The 25424-nt window shown below is 40.8% G+C and carries 21 protein-coding genes; 11 read left to right on the forward strand and 10 right to left on the reverse strand.

Annotation, left to right across the window (positions count from 1 at the left end; all coding sequences use genetic code 11):
- Positions 1–89: 89 nt before the first annotated feature.
- From DEM91_RS08675 to DEM91_RS08685, 3 genes are all read right to left on the reverse strand, one after another.
- Entirely contained in the window at positions 90–545 is a 456-nt protein-coding gene (locus DEM91_RS08675) for a DUF4293 domain-containing protein (RefSeq protein ID WP_249858640.1), read from the reverse strand.
- A 2-nt stretch (positions 546–547) separates the two neighbouring features.
- Entirely contained in the window at positions 548–880 is a 333-nt protein-coding gene (locus DEM91_RS08680; RefSeq protein ID WP_008121780.1) for a DNA-directed RNA polymerase subunit omega, read from the reverse strand.
- Between the two features lie 80 nt (positions 881–960).
- The gene (locus tag DEM91_RS08685; RefSeq protein ID WP_195252571.1) at positions 961–1854 is read right to left on the reverse strand and encodes an outer membrane protein assembly factor BamD; all 894 of its coding nucleotides are present in this window, start codon (positions 1852–1854) and stop codon (positions 961–963) included.
- 251 nt (positions 1855–2105) lie between these two features.
- On the opposite strand from DEM91_RS08685, the gene uvrB reads away from it, so the two are divergent.
- The 4 genes from uvrB (at position 2106) to DEM91_RS08705 (ending at position 7769) form a co-directional block, all read left to right on the forward strand.
- On the forward strand, positions 2106–4142 hold the full coding sequence (gene uvrB, locus DEM91_RS08690; protein ID WP_008121777.1) for an excinuclease ABC subunit UvrB: 2037 nt from the start codon (positions 2106–2108) through the stop codon (positions 4140–4142).
- 146 nt (positions 4143–4288) lie between these two features.
- Entirely contained in the window at positions 4289–5128 is an 840-nt protein-coding gene (locus tag DEM91_RS08695; protein ID WP_249858641.1) for a DUF4468 domain-containing protein, read from the forward strand.
- Between the two features lie 92 nt (positions 5129–5220).
- Positions 5221–5442: a hypothetical protein gene (locus DEM91_RS08700; RefSeq protein WP_008121774.1), complete on the forward strand. Its 222-nt coding sequence runs from the start codon at positions 5221–5223 to the stop codon at positions 5440–5442.
- On the forward strand, positions 5439–7769 hold the full coding sequence (locus DEM91_RS08705) for a putative porin (protein ID WP_249858642.1): 2331 nt from the start codon (positions 5439–5441) through the stop codon (positions 7767–7769). Before DEM91_RS08700 ends, DEM91_RS08705 begins: the two co-directional genes overlap by 4 nt.
- 28 nt (positions 7770–7797) lie before the next feature.
- Here DEM91_RS08705 and menA read toward each other — a convergent pair whose 3' ends face one another.
- Positions 7798–8706 (reverse strand): 1,4-dihydroxy-2-naphthoate octaprenyltransferase, encoded by a 909-nt coding sequence (gene menA, locus DEM91_RS08710; protein ID WP_249858652.1) that lies wholly within the window; start codon positions 8704–8706, stop codon positions 7798–7800.
- Positions 8707–8946: 240 nt separating this feature from the next.
- On the opposite strand from menA, the gene DEM91_RS08715 reads away from it, so the two are divergent.
- Positions 8947–9588, forward strand: coding sequence for an HD domain-containing protein (locus tag DEM91_RS08715; RefSeq protein WP_036927193.1), 642 nt, complete (start codon positions 8947–8949; stop codon positions 9586–9588).
- Positions 9589–9772: 184 nt separating this feature from the next.
- Here the strand turns inward: DEM91_RS08715 and DEM91_RS08720 are convergent, their stop codons facing one another.
- The 4 genes from DEM91_RS08720 to DEM91_RS08735 form a co-directional block, all read right to left on the reverse strand.
- Positions 9773–10756: a DMT family transporter gene (locus DEM91_RS08720; protein WP_249858643.1), complete on the reverse strand. Its 984-nt coding sequence runs from the start codon at positions 10754–10756 to the stop codon at positions 9773–9775.
- 71 nt (positions 10757–10827) lie between these two features.
- Positions 10828–11277 carry a hypothetical protein gene (locus DEM91_RS08725; RefSeq protein ID WP_249858644.1) on the reverse strand — a complete coding sequence of 150 codons (450 nt, stop codon included), beginning with the start codon at positions 11275–11277 and terminating at the stop codon, positions 10828–10830.
- Between the two features lie 1003 nt (positions 11278–12280).
- Entirely contained in the window at positions 12281–13933 is a 1653-nt protein-coding gene (locus tag DEM91_RS08730; RefSeq protein WP_249858645.1) for an OmpP1/FadL family transporter, read from the reverse strand.
- A 48-nt stretch (positions 13934–13981) separates the two neighbouring features.
- Entirely contained in the window at positions 13982–14953 is a 972-nt protein-coding gene (locus DEM91_RS08735) for a hypothetical protein (RefSeq protein WP_249858646.1), read from the reverse strand.
- Between the two features lie 136 nt (positions 14954–15089).
- Between DEM91_RS08735 and prmA the strand changes: the two genes are divergently transcribed.
- Positions 15090–15956 carry a 50S ribosomal protein L11 methyltransferase gene (prmA, locus tag DEM91_RS08740; RefSeq protein WP_249858647.1) on the forward strand — a complete coding sequence of 289 codons (867 nt, stop codon included), beginning with the start codon at positions 15090–15092 and terminating at the stop codon, positions 15954–15956.
- Positions 15957–16170: 214 nt separating this feature from the next.
- Here the strand turns inward: prmA and DEM91_RS08745 are convergent, their stop codons facing one another.
- Positions 16171–16998 (reverse strand): glycoside hydrolase family 25 protein, encoded by an 828-nt coding sequence (locus DEM91_RS08745; protein ID WP_249858648.1) that lies wholly within the window; start codon positions 16996–16998, stop codon positions 16171–16173.
- A gap of 310 nt (positions 16999–17308) precedes the next feature.
- Positions 17309–18949 carry a diphosphate--fructose-6-phosphate 1-phosphotransferase gene (locus DEM91_RS08750; RefSeq protein WP_249858649.1) on the reverse strand — a complete coding sequence of 547 codons (1641 nt, stop codon included), beginning with the start codon at positions 18947–18949 and terminating at the stop codon, positions 17309–17311.
- A 197-nt stretch (positions 18950–19146) separates the two neighbouring features.
- Here DEM91_RS08750 and DEM91_RS08755 point away from each other — a divergent pair, with 197 nt between their 5' ends.
- From DEM91_RS08755 to DEM91_RS08775, 5 genes are all read left to right on the forward strand, one after another.
- The gene (locus tag DEM91_RS08755; protein ID WP_249858650.1) at positions 19147–19419 is read left to right on the forward strand and encodes a hypothetical protein; all 273 of its coding nucleotides are present in this window, start codon (positions 19147–19149) and stop codon (positions 19417–19419) included.
- Between the two features lie 15 nt (positions 19420–19434).
- A complete protein-coding gene (locus DEM91_RS08760; RefSeq protein ID WP_195252579.1) occupies positions 19435–19995 on the forward strand; it encodes a 1-acyl-sn-glycerol-3-phosphate acyltransferase in 561 nt (186 codons plus the stop codon).
- Positions 19992–22592 (forward strand): fibronectin type III domain-containing protein, encoded by a 2601-nt coding sequence (locus DEM91_RS08765; RefSeq protein ID WP_249858651.1) that lies wholly within the window; start codon positions 19992–19994, stop codon positions 22590–22592. The genes DEM91_RS08760 and DEM91_RS08765 overlap by 4 nt, the downstream gene beginning before the upstream one ends.
- Before the next feature lie 97 nt (positions 22593–22689).
- A complete protein-coding gene (locus tag DEM91_RS08770) occupies positions 22690–23028 on the forward strand; it encodes a hypothetical protein (RefSeq protein ID WP_195252592.1) in 339 nt (112 codons plus the stop codon).
- A gap of 233 nt (positions 23029–23261) precedes the next feature.
- The gene (locus DEM91_RS08775) at positions 23262–25256 is read left to right on the forward strand and encodes a YgiQ family radical SAM protein (protein ID WP_195252581.1); all 1995 of its coding nucleotides are present in this window, start codon (positions 23262–23264) and stop codon (positions 25254–25256) included.
- The last annotated feature ends 168 nt before the right edge of the window (positions 25257–25424 follow it).

The raw sequence follows: 25424 nt of genomic DNA on the forward strand, positions 1-25424 counted from the left end.
TGATGCAAAGATAACAAATACCTATGAAATTATGTGCATGAGGAGAGAGGGATGCAACTGGGTTTTACGACTGACCCAAAAGAAGTTGGTTATCGTATTCGATCAGCTGATCGGATAAGTTTTTCGTCTTGTATAACGCCTCTGCGTGCCAAAACTAAAGCAATGATAGCTACTAAAGGCAAGCAAGCAGCGAACTGGAGATGAAACGTGAATGATTTTCCAAAACCATTGAGAATGCTAAAAGCAAAGTAAGCATACCAAGCCAAAGAAAAAACAATGCTCCACGAGCACAGCTTTGCCTGTAACATTCTACGATGATAGGTAAAGATGGCGATTATCTCTAAAACAACAGAAACAGCTAAAAAGGCAAATAATGGCCAATTACTGAATTGCACACCACTGCCCGGAACAACGGTACCGAGATTCCATAGTACGGTAGGTGTACCCATTCCTATGGGCTCTAATATTCCTATGGGCATGCACAGGCATGTAATAGAGAGGATTATCGCTAAAACTAAGAATAACGTCTGTTTGCGCTGAATCATAATTATTCTTCGTTTTTATCTTGCGATGGATCACGATAATAAGTATTATCCTCTATGAATTCTTGTGTTGCTAACAAAGTAGGCTTTGGCAACTTCTCGTAATAACGCGAAATTTCTATTTGCTCACGATTTTCAAATACTTCTTCCAAAGAATCGTTGTACGATGCAAATTCTGCTAATTTTTTATTCAAATCTTGCTTAATCTGTGCGGCAATTTGATTGGAACGCTTGCCAATGATAGCCACACTTTCATAAATATTACCCGTTTTATCACAGAGATCCATAATGTTTCTCGTTGTGGTGTTCGTAGGGGCTTTTGACTTTTTGTAATCCATATCTTTAATCTTTTATCGTTGAGTATTCATCCTGAAATTAGACGAACTACTCTTCACCTTATTTTATTATAATTTATTTCTCAAAACAAGTTATCAATTGGGCTGTTACCTCTCCACAGATATGATGTCTCCTGATGAGTAACAGGCTCAGCAGAGCGAGTAAACTGTTTACATCTTCGAATATATTTCTCTGCGGTAGAGCGTTCTTTGGAGTCAGGATATTCGTTGATAAAACCGTAACATTCGTCTTCAGCATCCTGATAACGTTCCAATCGTTTCGATTCAACACTCTGTTCTGCTAACTCAAACTTACTCTTCATGATGAGTACAGCGAAATTTTCGCGCATCGAAGAGTAGGGATAGTCTTTCAAAGCGTTCTCTGCGGTAATGATACAAGCTTCATAGTTATTTCCTCCACTGGTACAGTTACCGAAGTAAGAACCCAAATCGTAATAGAGTTGTGCTGAATATAGTTCCTTTTTCACTAATTTATCTTGCAACTCGAACAATCTCTTTTGTGCTTGATTCTTTAGATGCGCTTCTGGAAACAAATCTAAAAATTCCTGAAACGCTGCAATGGCAGAAACGGTTTGCGATTGATCCAAACGAGGTTCTGGTGTACTCATGTAAAGACTTTCACCAATATAATAGCTCGCAAGCTCTGCATATTGTCCTTTGGGATAACTTTGCATGTAGCGCTTGAAAGCTTGGGAAGCACTCTCATAATCACCAGTTTTGTATTGAGCCATTGCTAACATGTAAAGACTTTCTTGTGCATGGTCCGTCCCTTTCTGAACAACAATGAGGTCGTTCAATAGTGTGATAGCCCTGGTATATTTACCATTGACGAAGCACTCTTTAGCATATTCATACCGATAATTGGTGTCTGACGATTTGTAGACAGCATTAAATTCGTTTGCACAATTCGTAAAGAACAGAACAATGCTTATAGCGATGAAAAATACTTTCTTCATTAATCAATTCTTTGAAGTGCAAAAGTACATATTATTCAACGATTAACAAAGCAAACAGGGTAATTTTTCTCAATAAATTAGTGTTTATTACAGAATTTCTATGTTTTATTTTGTACTTTTGCACAGAAGTCACCTTCTCGTTATGGTTATCGCCACAAATTCATCAACGGCTCTCTTTTCAAAGATTCGGGAGCTATCAACCGTATTTCAAAGGACGACTCTACCGATTTATAAATAACTATCTTTTCAGGATGAACTTTAAGCTCACATCAAAATATCAACCCACAGGTGACCAGCCACAAGCTATTCAACAGCTCACAGACGGTGTAAGGCGAGGCGACCCAGCCCAAGTCTTGTTGGGTGTGACTGGCTCTGGAAAGACTTTTACTGTTGCTAATGTCATTCAAAATATTCAAAAACCAACGCTTATTTTGAGTCATAATAAAACGTTGGCAGCCCAACTTTATGAAGAAATGAAAGGTTTCTTCCCCGAGAATGCGGTTGAGTATTACGTTTCCTACTATGATTATTATCAACCAGAGGCCTATCTTCCGTCATCCGATCTTTATATAGAAAAAGATTTATCTATCAATGACGAAATTGACAGACTGCGATTAAGTGCTGTAAGCGCATTGTTATCTGGACGGAGTGATGTTGTTGTTGTGTCTTCTGTTTCATGTATTTATGGAATGGGTGGACCTTCTGCCATGACTAATAGTATTATCAGTATTCAGAAGGGGCAACACATTGATAGAAATGATTTTCTTAGAAAGTTAGTTGAAGCATTGTATGTAAGAAATGATATTGACTTACAACGTGGAAACTTTCGTGTTAAGGGTGACACTGTTGATATCGCTATGGCATATTCTAACAATGTGCTTCGTATCACATGGTGGGATGATGAGATAGAAACCATTGAGGAAGTTGACAGTACTACTTTTCATCAATTAGAATCTTTCGAAGAGTATCACATCTACCCTGCCAACCTTTTTGTCACATCCAAAGAACAAACAGAACGAGCAATCCATGAAATTCAAAACGATTTGGTCAAACAGATTGATTATTTTGAAGAGATAGGCGACCAACTCAAAGCACAAAGAATTAAGGAGCGTGTGGAATACGATATGGAAATGATTAAAGAACTTGGCTATTGTAGCGGCATAGAAAACTATTCACGTTACTTTGATGGTCGCCAAGCAGGTGAACGCCCTTACTGTTTGTTGGACTTTTTCCCAAAAGATTACTTGATGGTTATTGACGAGAGTCATGTAAGTGTTCCACAAATTAGTGCCATGTATGGTGGAGATCGAGCTCGCAAACGCAATTTGGTAGAGTATGGATTTCGCCTTCCTGCCGCTTTTGACAACCGTCCTCTGCGATTTGAAGAGTTTCAAGACATGTTGCACCAAGTCATCTATGTATCCGCAACGCCAGCAGATTATGAATTACAGGAAGCAGAAGGTGTTGTTGTGGAGCAACTGATACGCCCTACAGGACTTCTTGATCCAGAGATTGATGTCCGACCCAGTGAAAATCAAATTGATGATTTATTAGATGAGATTCTTCAAAGAACAGAGCGAGGTGAACGAGTATTGGTAACAACCCTCACCAAACGTATGGCAGAAGAGTTAACGGAATATCTACTAAACCATGATGTCAGAGCAAACTACATTCACAGTGATATTGGTACGTTAGAACGTGTCAAGATTATGAATGATTTAAGAGCAGGGATGTTCGATGTTCTTGTAGGTGTGAATCTGCTGCGCGAAGGCTTAGATCTGCCAGAAGTCTCATTAGTTGCCATTCTTGATGCAGACAAGGAGGGCTTTTTAAGAAGCCACCGAAGTCTGACGCAAACGGCAGGAAGGGCTGCACGCAACATCCATGGCAAAGTGATTATGTACGCTGATACCATTACAGACAGTATGCGTAAGACGATAGATGAAACCGCTCGCAGGCGTTCCATCCAATTAAAATACAACGAGGAGCATCACATTACGCCTACACAAATTGTTAAGGACATCAAAAATGCGTTACCAACCGCCAAAGAGAAGATGAAAGAAAAGCGTTACTCCACTGTTGCTGCCCAACAAGCGTATATGGAGCCTCTCGGAGGAGCATTTGCCGCTGACCCCATTGTACAGCAAATGACACATGAACAATTGGAAAAGAGTATTGCTGATACCACTGCAATGATGAAACAGGCTGCCAAAGACCTTGACTTTCTGCAAGCAGCACAATACAGAGATGAAATTATCAGACTTCAAACCTTGCTGGAACAAAAGTAATCATAACGTTCAGTGACTTGCGTATCTTTCACGGTAAACTTTGTAAAATGCCTGCATATTCAACGGTCTTATTTCGTTAATCTTCCAAAATTGCGTGGGCGTTTCACAGATTTTGTCTAAATTTGTAAACTCATTCAACAATCTTGATGATGAAAAAAAACATACTCGTTCTCCTGTTATGGATTCCTCTATTCGTTCAGGCTCAAGCTGTGCTGACACCTGAACAAAGGTTAGAAAAGGCAAAGCAAGAAGCTAAAGCGGCTAAACAGGCTGTGAAGGAAGCTAAGAAAGCAGCACGAAAAGCTGTCAAATTAGCCAAGAAACAGCAGAAGAAACATGATTTACAACCAGCAGAACAAAAGACAATTGGGGCTGATACAATCTCTTTAACTAATTCATCCGAATGGATTGTTCCACAAAGTGTTACCTCCAAGCAACCTTCTCACAAGAATCAAGACGATAAAGCCTTTGAGAATTCATCAAAAGAAACTGATTATCTTGCAGGAGCAGTACCTCAGAATCCTCAAGGAAAAGTGGTTTTTACTCTTCAATTAGACGTTCCTCAAAAGTCTGCGAATGAGATCTACAACACCGTCTACCAATATATGAATGAACTCACCAAAGAGAAGAAGCAGATCAATAGTCGTGTAGTCTTAGTCAATCCTAAACAATATGTCATTGTAGCACGGTGTTGTGAATGGTTAGAGTTTAGCAATTCCTTCCTTTCTTTAGACCGTACCGAGTTTTATTATATGCTCACAGCGAAATGTACAGAGCAACATCTTGAACTAACTCTCAGTCATATTCATTATGATTACGAGAAAAATCGCCCTACTCACCTCAAAATAAGTGCAGAAGATTGGATTACAGATGAAATTGCTCTCAACAAACAGAAGAACCGCCTACTACGACTTTCTGGAAAGTTCCGCAAGCACACCATTGATAGAAAGAATGAAATTTTCGGTCAACTGACAGAATTACTCTAATGATTGTTACTATTCGCTTTCACCGTTCAATCATAGTTAACGTCCAAAGAACGATAGATTTGAGTTTTATACGATAAAATATTACAACTTATATGAGTGCAAAATATCTAAGACGATTCAGAGGAAATGGCGATAAGCCTCGTGATCTTTTCTTCTGGATTCGCAACATCCTCAACATCATCTTTATGGTTGGTGCTGTAGTTGGTGTTATTTTCTATTTCTTTACCGAGCAAGAAACGCTTGGTATCATCATTATTCTTACTGCTATGTTCTTCAAAATGGCAGAATGTAGTCTACGCATATTTCATTCATGACACGTTTTTTATTCTCAATCGCCCTTCTCATAATGTCCCTACACGTCACTGCTCAAATTGACAGCTATAACCAAATGGATGTCGATGGCAATATTACGCAGATGAATGACCAGCGACGTAACAACGCTAAAGACTCAACCAGTCAAGACAAAGAAATACCGAAAGGGCTCAAAGTATGGACTGTAGACAACCGTTTTGGAGATATTCGTCAGGCAATACCCGATACGTTGATGCACATGTACCCTAACAGTATCTTTACTTCTGGTTTGCGAGGAGAATATAATACAACGGGAAATTTAGGCGCACCCCGTATCAGTAGATTGTTTGTAGATCGGTTAAGAGACGATGAACAGTTTATTTTCACACAGCCTTACGATTATTTTATCGTAGCGCCTGACGATTACCACTTCACCAACACCCTCTCTCCTATTACCAGTTTGACTTACAATACTGCTGGAGATCGAACCAATGGGGAAGATCACTTGACCGCAAAATTTGCTATTAATGCTGGAAAGAAGATTGGTGTAGGGTTCAAGTTCGATTATCTCTATGGTCGAGGATTCTTTGCAAACCAAGCTTCTTCTCATTTCAATTATTCTCTTCATGGCTCTTATTTAGGTGAGCGATATCAAGCACACCTGTTATTTTCAACGAATCACCAAAAGAATACGGAAAACGGTGGCATCACAGATGATAAATATATCACAAATCCTGAGAGCTTTGATGATAATTATCAAACATCAGAAATACCCACTGTGTTACAACAAAACTGGAATAGAAATGACCATCACCATGTTTTCTTAACCCATAGATATAATGTGGGATTCAATCGGAAAGTGCCAATGACGCCAGACGAGATTAAAGCAAAGAAGTTTGCACTAAAGGCTAAGAAAGAGAATGATGCCAACAAGAAAACAAAAGAAGCACTTCGCAAAGCCAAAAAAGAAGGTAGAAAATTGGACCCTAAGGCATTGGAAGATGAAAAGGCAACAGCAGGAAGACCTGATGATGCTGTCATTGCGGGAGTAGAACCCTCTACAACGCATGCGACAGACAGCTCTCGTATTCAAGTTAATGGGCAGCATGCAGCCGACAGTTTGTTGGCAAAAACGAAACAAGCAAAGGAAGATACTTCATGGTTCAAGAACGAGTATGTCCCAGTAACCAGCTTTATTCATACACTGAAGTTTGATGATTATAAGAGAATTTACCAAGCTTATCAAACTCCAGACAATTTCTACGCCAACAATTATCGACTCATAGGACCTTTCACTGGCGATTCTATCTACGATGACACGAAGCATTATCGTGTCAACAACACTTTCGCCATTTCTTTACTCGAAGGGTTCAACAAGTGGGCAAAATCGGGTTTGAAAGCTTTTGTCAGTCATGAACTTCGATATTTCTCCTTACCTGATAGTGCTGGAACGAGTACATACAACGAAAATTCCGTATATGTAGGAGGACAATTGAGCAAGCGACAAGGCAAAACGCTGCATTATTCTGTCACTGGTGAAGTTGGAGTAGCGGGTAAAGACGCCGGGAAAATAGATATAGAAGCGCAAACCGATTTGAATTTCAAGCTCTTTGGAGACACCTTGCGCTTAGCTGCTCAAGGCTTTTTCAGACGTTACGAGCCTACCTTCTACTATCGGCATTATCATGGACGGCACTTTAGATGGGACAATGAAGATTTAGGTTCCATTACTCACACAAGGATAGAAGGGTTGCTCAAATACGAAAAAACAAATACCACGCTACGGGTGGCGGTCGATGAACTCACCAATTACACTTATTTAGCACAAGCTTATCAAGTCAATGAGAAATACCAAAGAACAGGTACACAGGTTGGTGTTCGCCAAAGTAGTACTCCTATCAATGTCCTAACGCTGTCGTTGGGGCAAGACGTTGCATGGGGACCGCTCCACTGGGAGTCTGTTGTGACGTTTCAAAATGCTTCCGTACAGAGTGCCATACCGCTACCTAAGTTAAATGTGTACTCCAATCTTTACTTCAAATTCAAGATTGCTAAGGTGTTAAGTTGTCATACAGGTGCCGATGTTCGTTATTTCACGAAATACGAAGCACCCGACTACAGCCCTGCATTAGGACAGTTTGTGGTACAAGAGAATACGGAACGAACGATATTGGGAAACTACCCTATCGTTAATGTCTATGCGAATTTCCACTTAAAGCAAACCCGATTCTTCGTCATGTACAGTCATGTGAACCAAGATAGCGGCACTCGCAACAGTTTTTTAGTGCCTCACTACCCCATCAATGGCCGCATTCTTAGATTCGGAGTAAGCTGGAACTTTTTTAATTAAGGAGAATAGTACACCTTCTAAAACAAGATTACGAAATCATTAAACCAACGGTTAACAATATTCCATAGATAAAAATATTTCTTGCTGTTTCGCCTAAAATGAGGTTAAGCGCTTTTCCTTGTCGTATTCTACACATCCTGCGATAGGTCAACGTATGCAGGAGCGCATAGAATAGCGGTAAGACAAAAGCCCACACATGACCGTGGAACAAAAAGACCAGTCCTATCATACAGGCAACCCACCCAAGCATGAGATAAGCCGTTCTTGACAAAGAGGCACCCATCATCACCACCATTGTCATTTTATGGGCACGCCGATCATTCTCTATATCACGATAGTTATTAACAATAAGTAATGTGTCAATAACCAAGCCACATGCTATCGAACTCAGAAACACCTGCCACGTGATGTGTGCTGCATAGGAAGGAACGGCTAAATAATAGGTGACACAAACGGGAATGATACCAAAAAATACCAATACCAAAATATCTCCCATTCCCAAATAAGATAAATGGGTGGTATATAAGAAACAGAAAACCACGCATACGGCTCCCACCAAGAGCATTTCCATACCTCCATAATAGATAAGAGGTAAACCGACAATACAAGCCAAAAGCGTTGTCAACCCAATACCAACACGCATGGTAGCGGGTAAAATCCAACCTTGTGCGCAGGCACGTCGCGGTCCTAACCGAGTCTCGTCATCGTTTCCACGCACGAAGTCCAAATAATCATTGATAAAATTGGCATCTATTTGCATGACAAACGCAAAGAGGAAACATAAAACAACGGGTGTTATACGGATTATTCCTTGCATATTCAAGATTGCCCACGCAGTGCCTATCATCACAGGAACTGCCGCCCCAGTCAATGTTTTGGGACGTGCTGCCAAGAACCAAGCCTTCGCAGAATTACATCGTACAGTAGAAGTTTGCATCATCAAGTTTTTATTTTATAACAACGGAGACACTCAGATATATGCGAATGTACATATAGCAGCAGACACACACGGTTGTACAACGACCTTGCAGCATGTGTCTTCGGCTTACTTACCTATACAGAGATACACGGAGACAACCGAATAATGAACATTTCTTTGTCATTCCGTGCCTTTCCGTTGTTTTGCTATTGCAAAAATAAACATTTTTTCTTACATTTGCAACAAATAACACCCCACATGATAGATAGCAACGTAAGTCTCGATTTGATGACCTTCATCGAGCAAAATATCCTTCCAAAATACAATGAATTCGGTGCTTCGCATGGGCTTGCCCATGTCCAGCAAGTCATCAAAAACAGTATGGAATTGGCTCGTAAGATAGGAGCCGATGTCAATATGGCGTACACCGTGGCAGCTTATCATGACATTGGTATGTCGGGTCCACGTGCTATACATCATCTCACAGGAGGAAAAATCTTAGCTTCGGATGCACGGTTGAAACGCTGGTTCTCGCCCGAACAGATACGAATCATGCGCGAAGCGGTGGAAGACCATCGTGCCAGTGCTTCCCATTCACCACGAAGTATGTACGGAAAGATTGTTGCCGAAGCAGATAGAGACTTACAACCCGAGCATGTGTTTCAACGTACAGTTCAGTTTGGATTGGAACAAAATCCTGAAAAAAGCCGACAAGAACACTGGCAACGCTTTCAACAACATATAGAAGCCAAATACGGTAATACAGGTTATATCAAATTGTGGATTGCCAATTCGCCCAATCATCAATACCTAAAGAATATCCGTCTCATCTTAGAAGACAAGGAAGAACTCCGAAAACAATTTGATTACTTTTTTGATAAGGAAAAGAACGGGAAATAAATCCCATTGACTTTGTTACACTGAAGCAAAGAAATAAAAGGCTTGAAACATACGGACAAGGAGCTTGAAGCAAAGAAATAATAATCTTATCTCAACAACTTGTCTTACAAACGCTTATGATTACTCGGTATTTCGATAAAGCGGGGGAGTCATGAGGATATCACTCTCGGTTTCTCCGCCATGTTTATTCCTTTGTCAACTCACCCTTTTGGCTTTGTGCTTCATCGTGTTTGGATTTAGATTTTGTGACTAACCACACCCCACTAAACACCATGACGATAGCCAATGCGTGTGTCCACTTAAAAATACCGATACCCGTAGCCACCGTAACGATGACAGCGACGATAGGTTGCACATAATTGTAGGTGCTGACAACCGTTGGACGAAGTACTTTTTGTGCAGATATAATGAGGATGTATCCCACAAAAGTGCCAAAGAATACCACATAAGCCGTTTCCATCCATGTTGTTACTGTGATGCTTTGCCACGGTAGTTCTGCCACTTGACGAAAAGAAAATGGCCAAATGAGACAGGTTGCCCACAGGAACATCCATTTGTTCACCGTAAACACAGAGTATCTTTTCACCAACTTATTGAACACGGACAAATAGAAAGCATAAGACAGTTGAGCCCCTAACACCAATAAATCGCCACGGATATCCCCCACCTTTGCGTTGGCTGCCGACATACTCGTGAGTATGAGAATGAGTGCTCCACAACAACCCACAAACACGCCCATCGCCTTTTTACTCGTTATCGGCTCTTTCAAGATGAGTGCCGCCAATAACATGGCAAATATAGGCATCGAAGTTGTGACGATGCTTGCATTGATAGGAGACGTGAGACTTAGACCGATGGTGAAACAACATTGGTTACAAACCAAGCCAAAAACAGCTGCTCCTATAAACCAGAAAATATCATGGAGAGGAACCTTTTCTTTTTTGACAAAGAAAGACGTCATCCAAAACAGGATGGCTCCTCCCAACACACGGAATGACACCATGGCCACACCTGTGATACCATTGGACATGGCATCTTTACCAATGGGTGCCATTAGTCCCCATATAGCGCAGGCGGTGAACATACTGAGGTGCGCCAAAAGAGGAACTTTATTGGAGCAATGGGTGTGCTTTTTATCTCTATATTGAAGATTTAGAAACTTATTCATCTACAGTTGATTAAGATAATGAGCCCCTATATGATAAAGCGAAGGGTTCTATACACATAAAAAAGTAAGTTTTAGGGAATAACCTTAAAGCGTATTCTGTACGTTTTTAGATGTTCATCCCAATTGGTTCCCAACAACTCAAATTTGCCAATTTGACGGGTGGAACGAACATGTTTGCCTATACAGGGACAAATATCATAATCTCCGATTCGGCAAATCCTGATTAAATCGGGCGCATTGGCAGGCAAACGGTCTAAACTGACACCTTCAGGAAGATGTTGTCTGTCCACCTCTTCAAAGGTGATGGACAAGTCTTGCTGTATCAACTCATTCATACGAGTTTCTATCTCCTTTTCGGCATGTCTGTCAGGTTTGCTCTCCAACCGAAAAGTCATCTTGCTTTTCTTTCGCTCAATATGGGCATTGTCTGAACGTTTACATCCAAACTTGCGCATCATGAGCTGGTTGAGTAGATGCTCAGCCGTATGAGCTGGAGGAAAAGATACTTCTCTTTCTAACAAAATAAACGTGATTTAATATTGTAGACAAAGTTACACATAATATCTAACTTGGCAAAATATGTAAACAATCGTTCTACAAAAAAAGTTCCAGTTCTTTCATTGAAGAATGCTATTTTTACGATAAGAAAACACAAAATAATGACTTATGTAATAAGGTTAGCGCATTGTAGGAGTGGATAATAAATGCTGAATTTTCTTTACAAAGTGCCTCTCATAACTCACGTATTTACAGCCAACGTCATTGTTGGTCGCAAATACGCTGAAAATGAGCGAGGTTTATAATATATTGATATTAAGAGCATTACACTAAAGTACCCTCTTTTCTTTCCAATTTTTACCCTTTCTTGGCGGTTAAAGCATTGAGATAAGCTCGCAATTTGCATGCTTTAATGCCGCTGAAGCATGTGAATAACGCCTCTAATACATGTTTCCAAGCGTGATAATTCAATGTTCTAACGCCAAATGACGTTTTATTTGTTAAAATCAGCCCATTTTTGCTGGCCGTTTGCCTATTGAAATTTTCTATTTTGGAAATTTTCAATGGTCGTTTTTTGGTAAAAGTTCAGGACAAAAACCATGTTTAGACTGTGCTTTCGTTTGGTTCAGGTTGAACTTCATTCCAAACTAAATTGGGGAGTCGTTGCCATGTTTTAGTTGGGACGCCCGACTCGTTCGTCCGTTCAAAAACCTATAAGCTGAATAGAAGGCTGGTTCTATAAATTACCACCGCATATAGTCATTAAAATTTTATGAAATACGTTTTGTTATCTTTTGGCTTCTTTTTGGTTCAAAATGTAAGTTCGTTCAGTCGTGTAGCTCGCTACACTCCTTCACTCTCTTGCATTTTGACCTCAAAAATAAGCTCAAAATCTACCAAAGCTAATTTATAGAACCAGCCTGAAGAGAAAACTTTTCTCACAGGTTATTACGCAAAAGAGAAGCTTATCAAACTGTGTGATAAACTTCTCTTTTTGGGTTCGTAACTATTGATGAGACAACTATTCTAAAAGCGATAACCTAAGGTGAGCAGCAGCTGGTGACGCTTGTTGCTGACCTTTACAGGATTTGCATAGTTGTCAATTTTATCCATTTGCAACGATTTCGTTGCCGTATTTATATAATAATAGTCTCCATAAGTATCCATGAAAGGATGGAAGTCCCCATTTTGAGCACTATACTGGTATGCCATATCAATGTTAAAATTCTTCATTTGATAGCCTACACCCAACGTGAAACGGTTTGTCGAATCCCAATTGACATAATCAGTAGCTGTGCTATAATTAGAGCCATACGAATCTACTGTGCCATCTTTGAAGGCATTTGTTTGATACATGGGTGATATATAATTATATCCTGCACGCAAGGCCAGATTAGTGACAGGTCTAAATTCAGCACCTAATTTTATTGTAGAGACACCCTTTAACGTCTGCTTCGTATGCTCATTCATGTTAGTATCGTCACTACTGTTTTCATAATAGGAATCCGTGTACCAGTCGTACCCACCGCCTTCGTTAACACGTGTATTCATACTTCCATAATCGGCATAATTATAACTTGCCCCCAAAGCCAAATAATTACCAACTGTATGACCAAGACTGATACCGAAGTTCCATGGTGTATCAATCTTAAAGCTATAAGATTCGTTCGTTGTTCCACCGGAATAACCATGCTGCATAGATTGTGAAGCTCTAAGATTGTGCCTTATATAAGCTCTCGTGTTGATAGTCAACCTATACAATGTAGGAGAAGCCACAGACAAACCAATACGGAAAGGACTATTCTCAATAGGCAAGAAGATAGCACCTAATTTGAAATCTCCCCCCAAACCTGTAATGGTTTTTTCGTCATGAACCATCAAGGCAGTCAGTGGTTTGTTGGATATATCCACCAAATCCTCGACATACTCGCCAGTTCCTGTATAATGTACATCATGAAAACCAATGGTTCCACCCAAATAGAAACGGGAACTAATGGCTCCACTCACACTTACATCGTAAGTACCAATGTAGCCTGTATGCGCTCGTTGCATATCATAGCCTGTGGCTGTACTATAAGATACGGCGTTGTTATGATCCACCATTAGGTTGTTATAGTACAGATTGTCCAATTGCGAGGTGAAAGGATGAGTACCGCGAATCATCCCATTCTTCGTTGTTTCCAAATAAAAGATAGAAGTACCGTCTTCTGCTCTGCGTCCATAAATAGCTTTTAAGAACGACAGCGTGTTTTGTGAGGCATTCTTTAAGTCACCTACAGCAGATAAAATGTAATCAAAATTTCGGCTTTTGTGGTAGTTCACCGCAAAATTTAGTCCGCTATTATCGCCTCTCGGATTACGCATCACATAAACAAATCCCACCTGATCAAAGCTTGCATTCGTAGGATTGCCTTGCTGAAAAGCAGAGACACCCGGTTGCGACACGAAGCCAAACGACACCTCTGCACGTGATTTAGTCATCAATCCCAAACCTGCGGGATTAGAACCTATCACCGAAATATCGGCTCCTAAAGCGTCTAACGCCCCACCCATACCTACATAACGTGCAGTACCATTAAGGTCGTTGTCTATCAATTTTGTATTCTCATAAGTCTCTTGCGCACCTATTGTCGCTGTTCCCAACAACAATAGCGCAGACAGTATATATTTATTTTTCATCTCTATCCTATTATAAATACGCATATCATCTATTTTATCTCTCTTACATTATCGACGTCCGCCGCCAAAGCTGCCACCTCCATGGAATCCACCAGAAGAGCCACGAGGAGATGTGCCGCCTCCAAACGAGCCACTACCAAACGAACCGCTTGGCGTTCTTGTTGGACCTTGGAAGGTAGGCGTAGTGTTTCGTCTCCCTGAATTAGTAGGAGAATCATATCTTGGACTTGGTCTACGAGAGCCAAAGGTTACCGTGTTGCCTGAAGAATTATACCGATTGTCATATCTTCGTACATCTCTACCATAGCGACGGTTGCGATTTGGCGAGTCATAGCCACGTCCATAATACGGGCGAAAGTTGGAGCGATCATAGTAAGTCAGCGTACCCGTGTGACCTGTTCTATAAACATACCGCACAGGATAGCCTGCCCAACCGTAGTATCTGCTATAATAGTACGGACTTCCCCAGCCATATCCGTAGTAGCCATACGCATAAGGATAGCCGTAACCAGCATACCATGGGTCATACCATGGGTCGTAATAGCCTGCATAACCATAGTACCAAGGGTCATACCAGCCCCACCCTGCACGCCAATATGGATAACTGCGCCAGCGTCGGCTCGTATAGAACCAAGGGTCATAATATCCATCCCAGCGGCTCATCCGTTGGGTATAGCGATAATCGTCATCATCAATCATGGTGTCGTAATACTGACCTACAAAGGTGGTATCGATATAAGTAGAATCGGGATAGATGCCTCTACCCTTTTGAAATTCTATAATATCATTGCCACGATCATCAGAACCAATCTTTTGATAATGACTCCAAAACTTACCATGACGATTATATTCATCGACATCTCTATCACTACCGCTATATGTTACCTCGCTGTCCTTGGTGACAACAGAAGAGTTAGCGACCTTTTTAGATTTAGACGGTATCAGATACATATCGTCTTGTGCCTGCATGCTTAATGGCATCGTTCCTATGAGCAGGGCTAACAAAGCTATCTTTTTCATCTTTCACTCCCTTTCTTATACATTATTTCTATGGCAAATGTAAACAATTAATTATTGCAAATATAAGGAATTTCCCTAACTATAGGGAGGTTTTCCCTATTTTTTATACCTTTGTGAAATATTTTAACTTAACAAGATGAATTATAAGATAGCCAACTGTACCATTTCAGGTCAGCCTGCACTGGTACAAACAGCAAAGGACCTTTTAGCTGATGCCTTGGGCGAAGTAGGATTTGAATCGTTTGAAGAAACACAACAGGGCTTGAAGGCGTACATTCCTGCCGAGAACTTCGATGAACAGTGCTTAAAAGAGGTGCTCAAAAACATACCTATCCAAGAGATTGATCTTACCTATCACCTTGAAGATATGGAAGACAAAAATTGGAATGAGGTTTGGGAGAATGCAGGTTTCGCACCCATTGACATCGATGAACAGCTCATTATTTATGATGCTAAATCAGCATTTGTCCCAGCAACGGACCACAAAATTTATATCGGAATAGAAGCCCGACAAGCCTTTGGCACAGGTAATCATCAGACTACTCGCATGATGATTTCCATGTTACTCAAACTAAGATTGTCGGAGAAACGTGTCTTGGACTGTGGATGTGGTACGGGGATATTGAGCATTGCTGCCAGTAAATTGGGGGCAAACAAAGTAACAGGATACGACATCGATGAATGGAGCGTGAACAACACCCTGCACAACGCTACCATGAACAACGTTACCAACCTTGAAGTGTTTCATGGCAATGCCCAAGTTTTATCGCATGTGTCTGGCTTGTTTGATGTTGTGTTAGCGAATATTAACCGAAATATCTTGCTTCAAGACATGACGTCGTTTGTTGAATTAATGTCTCCAGGGGCAATACTGCTACTCAGTGGCTTTTATGAAGCGGACGCAAATCTGTTGATAGAGAAAGCCACACAGTTGGGATTGGTAGAACGCAATAGGAAAACCGAGGACGATTGGTGTTGCCTAATGTTTACTAAAGAGAAGTAAGCTTAATATGCTGACAGTCAATTGTCTATCGTTTATAAAAACATTGATTATTCTATACGGAAATGAAGTCATTGCGTAAATGCGGCTACACCTTTGCATGAAGCGCATTGACCCATGTCTCTCCTCATACGCAAAGTTTACTTCGGGTATTTCAGGGCAAAAATATGACAGGAATGTGGGGTGCAATTTCACTTGTCATGAGCTGCGGATTGCCTTACCACATATCCTTTTGCTGACCAATCGTCATTTTTTTCAAGTCGTAATACGACCCATTGTAAATATTGAAATCAATATAACCCTTGATGCCAGGCAACCGTCCTGCATCCGTATGTTGCCAAAACTTCCATGCCCCTTTGTACTCTACTTTCTCCACGTAATAATGGGCTATCCAATAAGGATAATCGTCAAAGACGGGTGCGCCTAAATACGCATCCTTAAATTTATAATAGGTGTAAATAATTGGCTTCACATGATACTTGTCTTCCACAATGTGAAGCCAGGTCAAAACGTCACGTTGAAATTCTTCAACAGACTTGTCCTTAGGCTTGTGTTCGACATCCAATACTGGCGGTAAGTCGCCATCCTCAAGATGAACTTGCTTTAGAAAATAATAAGCTTGTTCACGTGCAGACGATTTGTTGCTCCAAAAATGATACACTCCTCGTAAAAGTCCATGCTTACGAGCATTGTAGAAATTGTCGTTAAAATTGTCATCGAGACGATTAGCGCCTTCTGTTGCCTTGATCATCACAAAGCGTAATGGACACCCTTTAATCATGGCATGTTTCAATAGATGCCAATCAATTTCTCCCTGATAATGGGAAATATCTATGCCATGTATCTCATAGCCTTCTGGATAATCGGGATCACCGAAAAGAGCACGCCATCTGAAACCGGTAGGACTGACAAAAAACTCATAAAAAAACCACATATAGAAGAAGGCAAAGAACATACCTCCCACCCATATAACCCACCTCGGATATCGACGAAACAGTCGATTCTTAGATGTACGGTGACGCTTTCTTGTTTTATTAGGAGTCATTAAATTTAGTAATTCAAAAAAAAGAATCTGCTTTGCAATGCCTTATTGTACTACAAAAGCAGATTCTAATTGTGGGTATCTATTCTAAACGAATAATAGGTACGCTCACTGTTTCAATGAAAATTGCATCACTACATGAACCGTTCGCCACGTCTGCATGAAAACATGAACCGTCAATGTTGCGTTTACTCTCAACAAACAGTTGTACAAGATACCGATTGAGGGAAAGCGTTGTATGCAATTTACGGCAAACTTCGACCGAAGTAAGACAACGATCTATGGTTGCCAACCTGAAACAGGTGCACAGCAATTATTCTCGTTCTAAGCTCAAAGTCTTTGTTGTCTGGTCGCAAACCTTGCTGGGTCCCCAGTACTGAATAGGACCAGGATAAATATAACAAGTTTTCTTAGCCCACTCTTCACGATGTTCTGCAAGCGTTTTGAAAGGTTTACCGTTCAAGTCAACCAATGCTTTACGTATCACAGGTTTCATTTCACCATTGCGACGCTCCATATTCATCATCATAGTGATAGGCACACCTCCAGCTTTCCAGTCATCTGTGCAACTGGTAGTGTTCTTCACAATTGCCATATAGCCTGTCTTTCCGTTGGCAATCAGCTGGACAGCACTTGTTCCCAACGCATAGCAATAGTCGGCATCGAAGTTAGATGGCGCTGCACAACGACCTTCATAACCAAAGAAGTGATGCAATGGGGAGAACTTTCCGTCGTACTTTTTCTCTTTTTTCCACTGCTCTAACTTTGCAGCAACCATGTTCGACAACAGTTTCTCTGTTTCAATGAGTGACACTTGGACATTTCCATGTGGGTCACGGTCGAGACTCAACTGACGTGCAACATCTTCAGGCAACGTTTCAAAGGTAGAGCGGTTAGCCTCTGACAGATGTTCTAAGATGTATTTGCGCTGTGCATCCTTATCCAAATCCTTGTAATCAGCACCATGTGCAGCTAACAAATCGTTGAGTTCTCCTATCAATCGTCCAATGGCAGGGATAAATTCGATAAGTCCTTCAGGAATTACAACCACTCCGAAGTTGTTTCCTTCGTGTGCACGATGAGCCACAACTGAAGCTATATTTTCCACAATCTCATTGAGAGTTTGATCCTTTTCTTGGATTTCTTCAGAAATCAAGCAAATGTTGGGTTGTGTCTGTAACGCACATTCCAAAGCAATATGCGATGCTGAACGTCCCATCACCTTAATAAAATGCCAGTATTTGCGTGCCGAATTGCAATCACGCTCAATGTTACCGATGAGCTCAGCATACGTCTTTGTTGCGGTATCAAAACCAAATGAGGTCTCTATTTGTTCATTCTTCAAGTCACCATCAATGGTTTTTGGACAGCCAATCACCTGAATACCGTATTCTTTAGCAGCATAATATTCTGCAAGTACGCAGGCATTAGTATTAGAATCGTCACCACCAATAATCACTAAAGCTTTGATGTCTAACTTCTTCAGAATTTCCAGACCTTTTTCAAATTGCTCCTCTTTTTCCAACTTGGTACGTCCCGAACCAATCATATCGAATCCACCAGTGTTACGATAAGGGTCTAAGAATTCCTCTGTGATTTCTACATAGTGATGCTCAACCAAGCCACCAGGACCCATCAAGAAGCCATATAACTGGTTTTCTGGATTGAGTTTCTTCACTGCATCAAACAGACCGCTAATGACATTGTGACCACCGGGAGCTTGTCCTCCACTCAATATCACACCTACATTGAGTCTCTTGCTTTCAGTATGTTCACCGGGAACGAACTCTACGAGAGGCATTCCATATGTATGTGGAAACAGTTTCTGAATTTCCTCTTGATCATCAACACTTTGAGTTGGTGCGCCTTCCTGAACCTTTACAGCGCCTTGGAGAGCTTTTGGCAACTTAGGCTGATAAGCAGCTCTTTCAACTTGTAATGCACTTGTTTTCATTTTACCTTTTTGTTATGTATGAATAATACGTATTATAAATCTTTTTACTGAATGCAAATTTACTCTTTTTCTTTGAGATATAGAAAAATTTAAATGATAAAACATGTTATTTTAAGAGCAAGACGTTGGTGTTACGGATTATTTTTTTATCTTTGAACTTTGAAATCATCAACAACAAACTATAAAGTTATCAAGATATGGCTAACAAAAGAGATTTAAAGCGAACGATTAATTATACTTGTAGTGACTTGTTCGCAGAGTGTATTGCGGCATCCCTATATAGTGGTAAACCTGCCAAAGACGATGTGGATGCACTATTGAAGTCCATTTTGATGGTACACGATCAGTTCATACGACGTGTATCACATCCAGAACCAGGCATGGAGCAAAAGAAATATTATCAAAACTTGGCGAAAGAATTTGACAAATCTGTTGCAGAAATTGTCGATCAGATTGCTAACATCTATTAATTGAACATTATTTCTATGCTGAACAAACTATGTGGCTGGTTGTTGTATCATGTCATGGGATGGAAGAAAGTAGTTACTGTAGAGCATCCAAAGAAATATATTATTTGCTTAGCCCCACACACAAGCAACTGGGACTTTGTGATAGGACAGCTCTATATGCATGCAGAAGGGATGAAATCAAACTTTCTCATGAAGAAAGAAATGTTTGTAGGGCCCCTCAAAGTCATCTTCAAAAAAATGGGTGGAATACCTGTGTGGCGATCCAAACATACCAGTTTGACTGACCAATTAGCTGCAATAGCCAACAAACGTGATACGTTCCAATTGTGTATCACGCCAGAAGGAACGCGCTCATTAAACACCGAATGGAAATTAGGCTTTTACTATATTGCCCTCAAAGCGAATATCCCTATCCTCTTATACGGTGTAGACTTTGAACAAAAGAAAATACAATGCACAAAGATGTTGATGCCTACAGGTGATATAGAACGTGAAATGAAAGAAATCAAACAATATTTCGTCGGTTTTAAGGGTAAGCATCCAGAGAAATTTTCAACGGGAGATCTCTCAGCATGACATTACGATTTATTCATTTAATACTTTGCATCAGTGCCTCGATAACACTTGCTGCGCAATCTAACAGTGCACATACACGAGCTTGGGGTGACATTGAACACCATGGAAGGGCATGGGTAACGAACCTCTCTAAGGATAACAAGATTACCAAAGGACTACAAGACAGACATATTTCCCTATGGGCAAGCCATGGTTATTATTATGACCAGCAGAAAAAAAAGTGGAAATGGCAACGCCCAAACCTATTTGGAACAACCGAAGACTTGTTTACACAAACGATTGTAGTGCCGTATCTGATTCCTATGTTAGAAAATGCTGGTGCCAACGTATTTACCCCACGGGAGAGAGATTGGCAAAAACATGAAGTGATTGTGGATAACGATGACGAGCGACCTGGCACATCCTATTTGGAAATCAACGTTAATGGAAATTGGGAAAAAGCACCACAAAAGGGCTTTGCAAATCGCAAATCAATCTACAGCGATGGTGAAAATCCGTTCCAACAAGGAACGTGTAGGATGGCACCATCCACCAAACGAAAGAACCCAAGTCTTGTTTCATATCAGCCGAATCTACCTCAAGCTGGGAAATATGCTGTGTATGTGAGTTATCAAACAGTAGAGAAAAGTGTCGATGATGCACAATATATTGTGTATCATAAGGGACAAGAAACCTCTTTCTCGGTAAATCAACAAATGGGAGGAGGCACATGGGTCTACTTAGGAACATTCGATTTCGATGCTGGCGACAATCCTTATAACCGAGTAGTCATCACCAATCAGTCACGAAAGAAACATCGTGTGGTTACTACGGATGCAGTTCGCTTTGGCGGAGGTATGGGAAATATTCAACGAGGTGGAACAGTTAGTGGAATGCCTCGGGCAATAGAAGGAGCACGATATTATGCTCAATGGGCGGGTATGCCATATAGTATCTATAGTGGTAATGGGGGCGAAAACGATTATGGCGATGATGTCAACGTGCGATCTAAAATGACCAACTGGCTGGCAGGTGGCAGTTGTTACGTTCCTACCCTATCAGGACTTAACGTCCCCATAGAACTTGCGTTAGCTGTTCATAGTGATGCGGGCTATTCGTTTGATGGTAAATCGTTAATAGGCTCATTAGCCATCTGTACAACAAATTATAACGGTGGACGCTTAAACGCTGGTATTTCAAGAATGACCAGCAAAGATTTCGCAGAAGACCTTCTCAATAATGCTGTCAACGACCTCAGTACGAGACGGCAAAGTTGGACGAAAAGATATTTATGGGATCGGAATTATTCGGAAACACGATTGCCAGAAATGCCTTCAGCCATTTTGGAAACCATGTCACACCAAAACTTTCCTGACATGAAGTTGGGACAGGATCCGAATTTCAAGTTTGCTTTTGCTCGCTCCATCTACAAGACCATCTTAAGGTATATTAACAACCAGCACGGGAAGAACTACGTTGTTCAGCCACTTCCTCCCCAAAATTTCAACATTCGATTTACCAGTAAGAATCGGGTAAAGTTATCATGGGAGCCTCAATCAGACCTCAAGGAACCAACTGCCTTTCCTAAATCATACAACGTATATGTGGCAACAGGTACCAGCGGGTTTGATAATGGTAAAAATATCAAGACCACTTCCTACGCTATCGAACTGGAACCAAACGTACCTTATCATTTCAAAATCACCGCTTGTAACAAAGGTGGAGAAAGTTTTGCCACAGAAATTCTATCGGCATACTACTCTCCTACGGCGAAACATACTATCTTGGTGGTGAATGGATTTAATCGTTTGTCTGTTCCCAAGGTGATAGATGATACTTTCTCTCAAGGCTTTGATCTCAACCAAGACATCGGTGTCTCTTATGGAAAGACTGCTGGATGGGTGGGATGTCAAACAGTTTTCACCAAATCGACCATGGGTTCACTCACCGAGAGCGGTTTGGGATTTGGCGGAAATGAATTGGCTGGTAACTTTATCATGGGCAACACCTTTGATTATGTTCGTGACCATACCGAAGCAATCGCTGATACCAAGCAATACAATGTCGTGAGTTGTTCCATGGATGCGGTTCTGGCAAATAAGGTGAAATTAGGAAAATATCCGTGTATTGATTTCATTTTAGGGCTACAGAAGTATGACCCTCATGCGTTGAAGTTTTATAAAACGTTTACGCCTCGATTGCAGCAAATGCTACAAACTTATGCCGAACATGGAGGAGCATTGTTAGTCAGCGGTTCATATATTGGCTCTGATATGTTCTTAGATACAGAGAAAGCCTTTCTAAGTAAGGTTTTGAAAGTTTCATATACCCCAACTTTAGAGAGACAACAAAATAATGTTGTGCAAGGTTTAGGACTTCAAATGAATTTTTATCATAAGCCAAATGAAGACCATTATGCAGCCCAAAATCCTGAAGTTCTATCGCCCGAACCGGGTGCCGACTGCGTAATGCAGTACGGTAACGGCACCAGTGCTGCCGTAGCTTATAAAGATCAACACTATAGATGTTTCACTATGGGATTTCCTTTTGAGTGTATTATAGACCAAAATAGCAAGAAACAAGTCATGAATGGTATTCTCAAATACCTCCTTAATTGATATTTCGAGCATCAGTCTGTGTGCACATTCAAAATAATATATACCTTTTAATACAATATCGTTTATGGGAAATTTAAATTTTATGGATCACAACATCATGTACAAAATCCAAACGAATCCATCGGGTACACGATCAATGGAGATTACAGATGAGCAATTAGCCACCATTATGAAATATTCTCTGTTTCGTAATCTTGTAGACAGTACTGGTTTTATTGACGAAGAGGTACTTGACAAGCTGAAACTAAATGTGCGCTCTCTTTTAGAATCGGAAGCCAACTTGGATAAAAGTCTGCTCGATTTGTGCTTAGACGTGATTTATCATCCAAACATGAAAGCCTTTGGACTTCACCAATTGGTTTTGTTATATATTGACTGGACCAACCAACAAGAGCAGAACGACTCTGCGAATGAAGAGGATAAAGACAACCGTTAAACATTGATGAGAGGTGAGATATGGTGAAATATCGAAGAGACAATCACAAATGAACGGTGTAAAGCCTAAGCCCTACTGTTCTTGGGAGTACTATTCATGCTCGTTTCTGAACTTTCTGTCTTCACTTATTCTGAGTGGATAAAGTCAATTCTACACTTGTGAAGGAGTTCTTCATCGTTGGAGATACCATTCATTTCACTGTGTTCGACAAAAATAATTAAAAGCAATATTCGTTGAAGAATTATCAACTTACAGACTTCCTTCCTACCACTAAAAAGGAATGTCAATTAAGAGGATGGGATCAATTGGATGTCATTCTCTTTTCGGGTGATGCATACGTCGATCATCCCTCGTTTGGAGTGGCAGTCATTGGGCGCATGTTAGAAGCTGCAGGTTATCGTGTTGCCATTGTTCCGCAACCTGACTGGCACGGAGACTATCGTGACTTTAAGAAGTTAGGAAAGCCAAAATTATTCTTTGGCATCTCTCCGGGATGCATGGATTCCATGGTGAATAAGTACACAGCCAATAAAAGACTTCGCCATGAAGACGCCTACAGCCCTGACGGTCGTCATGATTGCCGACCAGAATATCCCACCATTGTTTACACCAAAATATTAAAGCAGCTATACCCAGACATACCCGTTGTGTTGGGAGGAATAGAAGCCTCCATGCGTAGACTCACCCACTATGACTATTGGCAAGACAAACTTCAGAAGTGCATCTTGTGCGACGCTGGTGCTGATATGATTTTATACGGCATGGGAGCCAAGTCTGTTCTTACATTATGTGAGCGACTTTCGGCTGGCGAGCAGATACAGCACATCCACGACATACCGCAAACAGTTTATTTAGCTCAAAAAGATGACATAGAAGGTGGTATTGGGGAAGACGACATTCTCCTGAATAGTCACGAAGAATGCGTACAAAACAAAAGGGCTCAAGCAGAAAACTTTAAGCATATTGAAGAAGAGTCGAATAAGATACATGCACAAAGACTCATTCAAAAGGTAGGTCACCAATATGCTGTTGTCAATCCTCCTTACCCCACACTCACCACGAACGAGATTGATGCTTATTACGATTTACCTTACACACGTGTACCCCATCTTAAGTATAAAGGTAAAAGAATCCCAGCTTATGAAATGATTAAGTTCTCTGTGAACATTCACCAAGGCTGTTTTGGAGGTTGTGCTTTCTGTACTATTTCTGCTCATCAAGGAAAATTTGTGGCATGTCGTTCGAAAGAAAGTATTCTATCAGAGGTCAAAAAGGTGATAGATATGCCCGATTTTAAGGGTTATCTTTCAGATTTGGGCGGTCCTTCAGCCAATATGTATGGCATGAGTGGGAAAAATCATAAGGCTTGTGAGCACTGTAAACGTCCCTCCTGCATCCATCCACAGATATGCCCGAATTTGAATACAGATCATAGCAAACTTCTTGAGATCTATCATGCTGTAGACGCATTACCTGGCATCAAGAAGAGTTTTGTCAGTAGTGGCGTTCGTTACGATCTTCTCTTACACACGAGTAAGGATGCAAAAACGAACGAGGCTGCACAGCGATACACAAGAGAACTGATAAGAAACCACGTCAGTGGACGATTGAAAGTGGCACCGGAACATACGTCCGACCATGTTCTGCAATTGATGCGCAAGCCTTCATTCAAACAGTTTGAGCAATTCAAACAGCTTTTTGACAAAATCAATCAAGAAGAAAATCTAAACCAACAGTTGATACCTTATTTCATTAGTAGTCACCCCGGTTGTCATGCAGCAGATATGGCAGACCTTGCTGTGAAGACAAAGAAGCTCAACTTTCAACTGGAGCAAGTGCAAGACTTCACACCTACGCCCATGACGGTAAGTACAGAAACGTGGTACACGGGGTATGATCCCTATACCTTAGAACCTGTTTTCAGCGCAAAATCGCCAAAAGACAAACTTGCTCAACGGCAATTCTTCTTTTGGTATAAACCCGAAGAAAGGCAGAATATTGAGTGTGAGCTGCGCAAAATGGGCAAACAAGAACTCATCCAAGGGTTATTGGGGGATACACCTAAATTCCATGATCGAAAAGGGAAAGAGAAACAGCAGTACTCGTCAAACCGTAAAAAGAAGGGGAAAGCTTCATATAACCCAAATTTTGCTGACGAACAAAACAAAAATTACCGCACTAAAAACAACCAAAAGCGTCGCCCAAACACGAAGAAAGGGCATCCATAAAGCATGGGAGGACATCAATAAAAGCATAAAGTTAGAACAACCAACGACACTACTAAGGATGCTTGATCTCGCTACGAAGAAATAACAAGCCATTTAACCCAAATCGGTCATTAGGATTTCTCTGTGTCGTACGGCAAAGAGAAATCCTTTAATTTTTTCCATATGGAC

The sequence above is a fragment of the Prevotella sp. TCVGH genome, from assembly GCF_023522295.1.
Classification (GTDB): Bacteria; Bacteroidota; Bacteroidia; order Bacteroidales; family Bacteroidaceae; genus Prevotella; species Prevotella timonensis.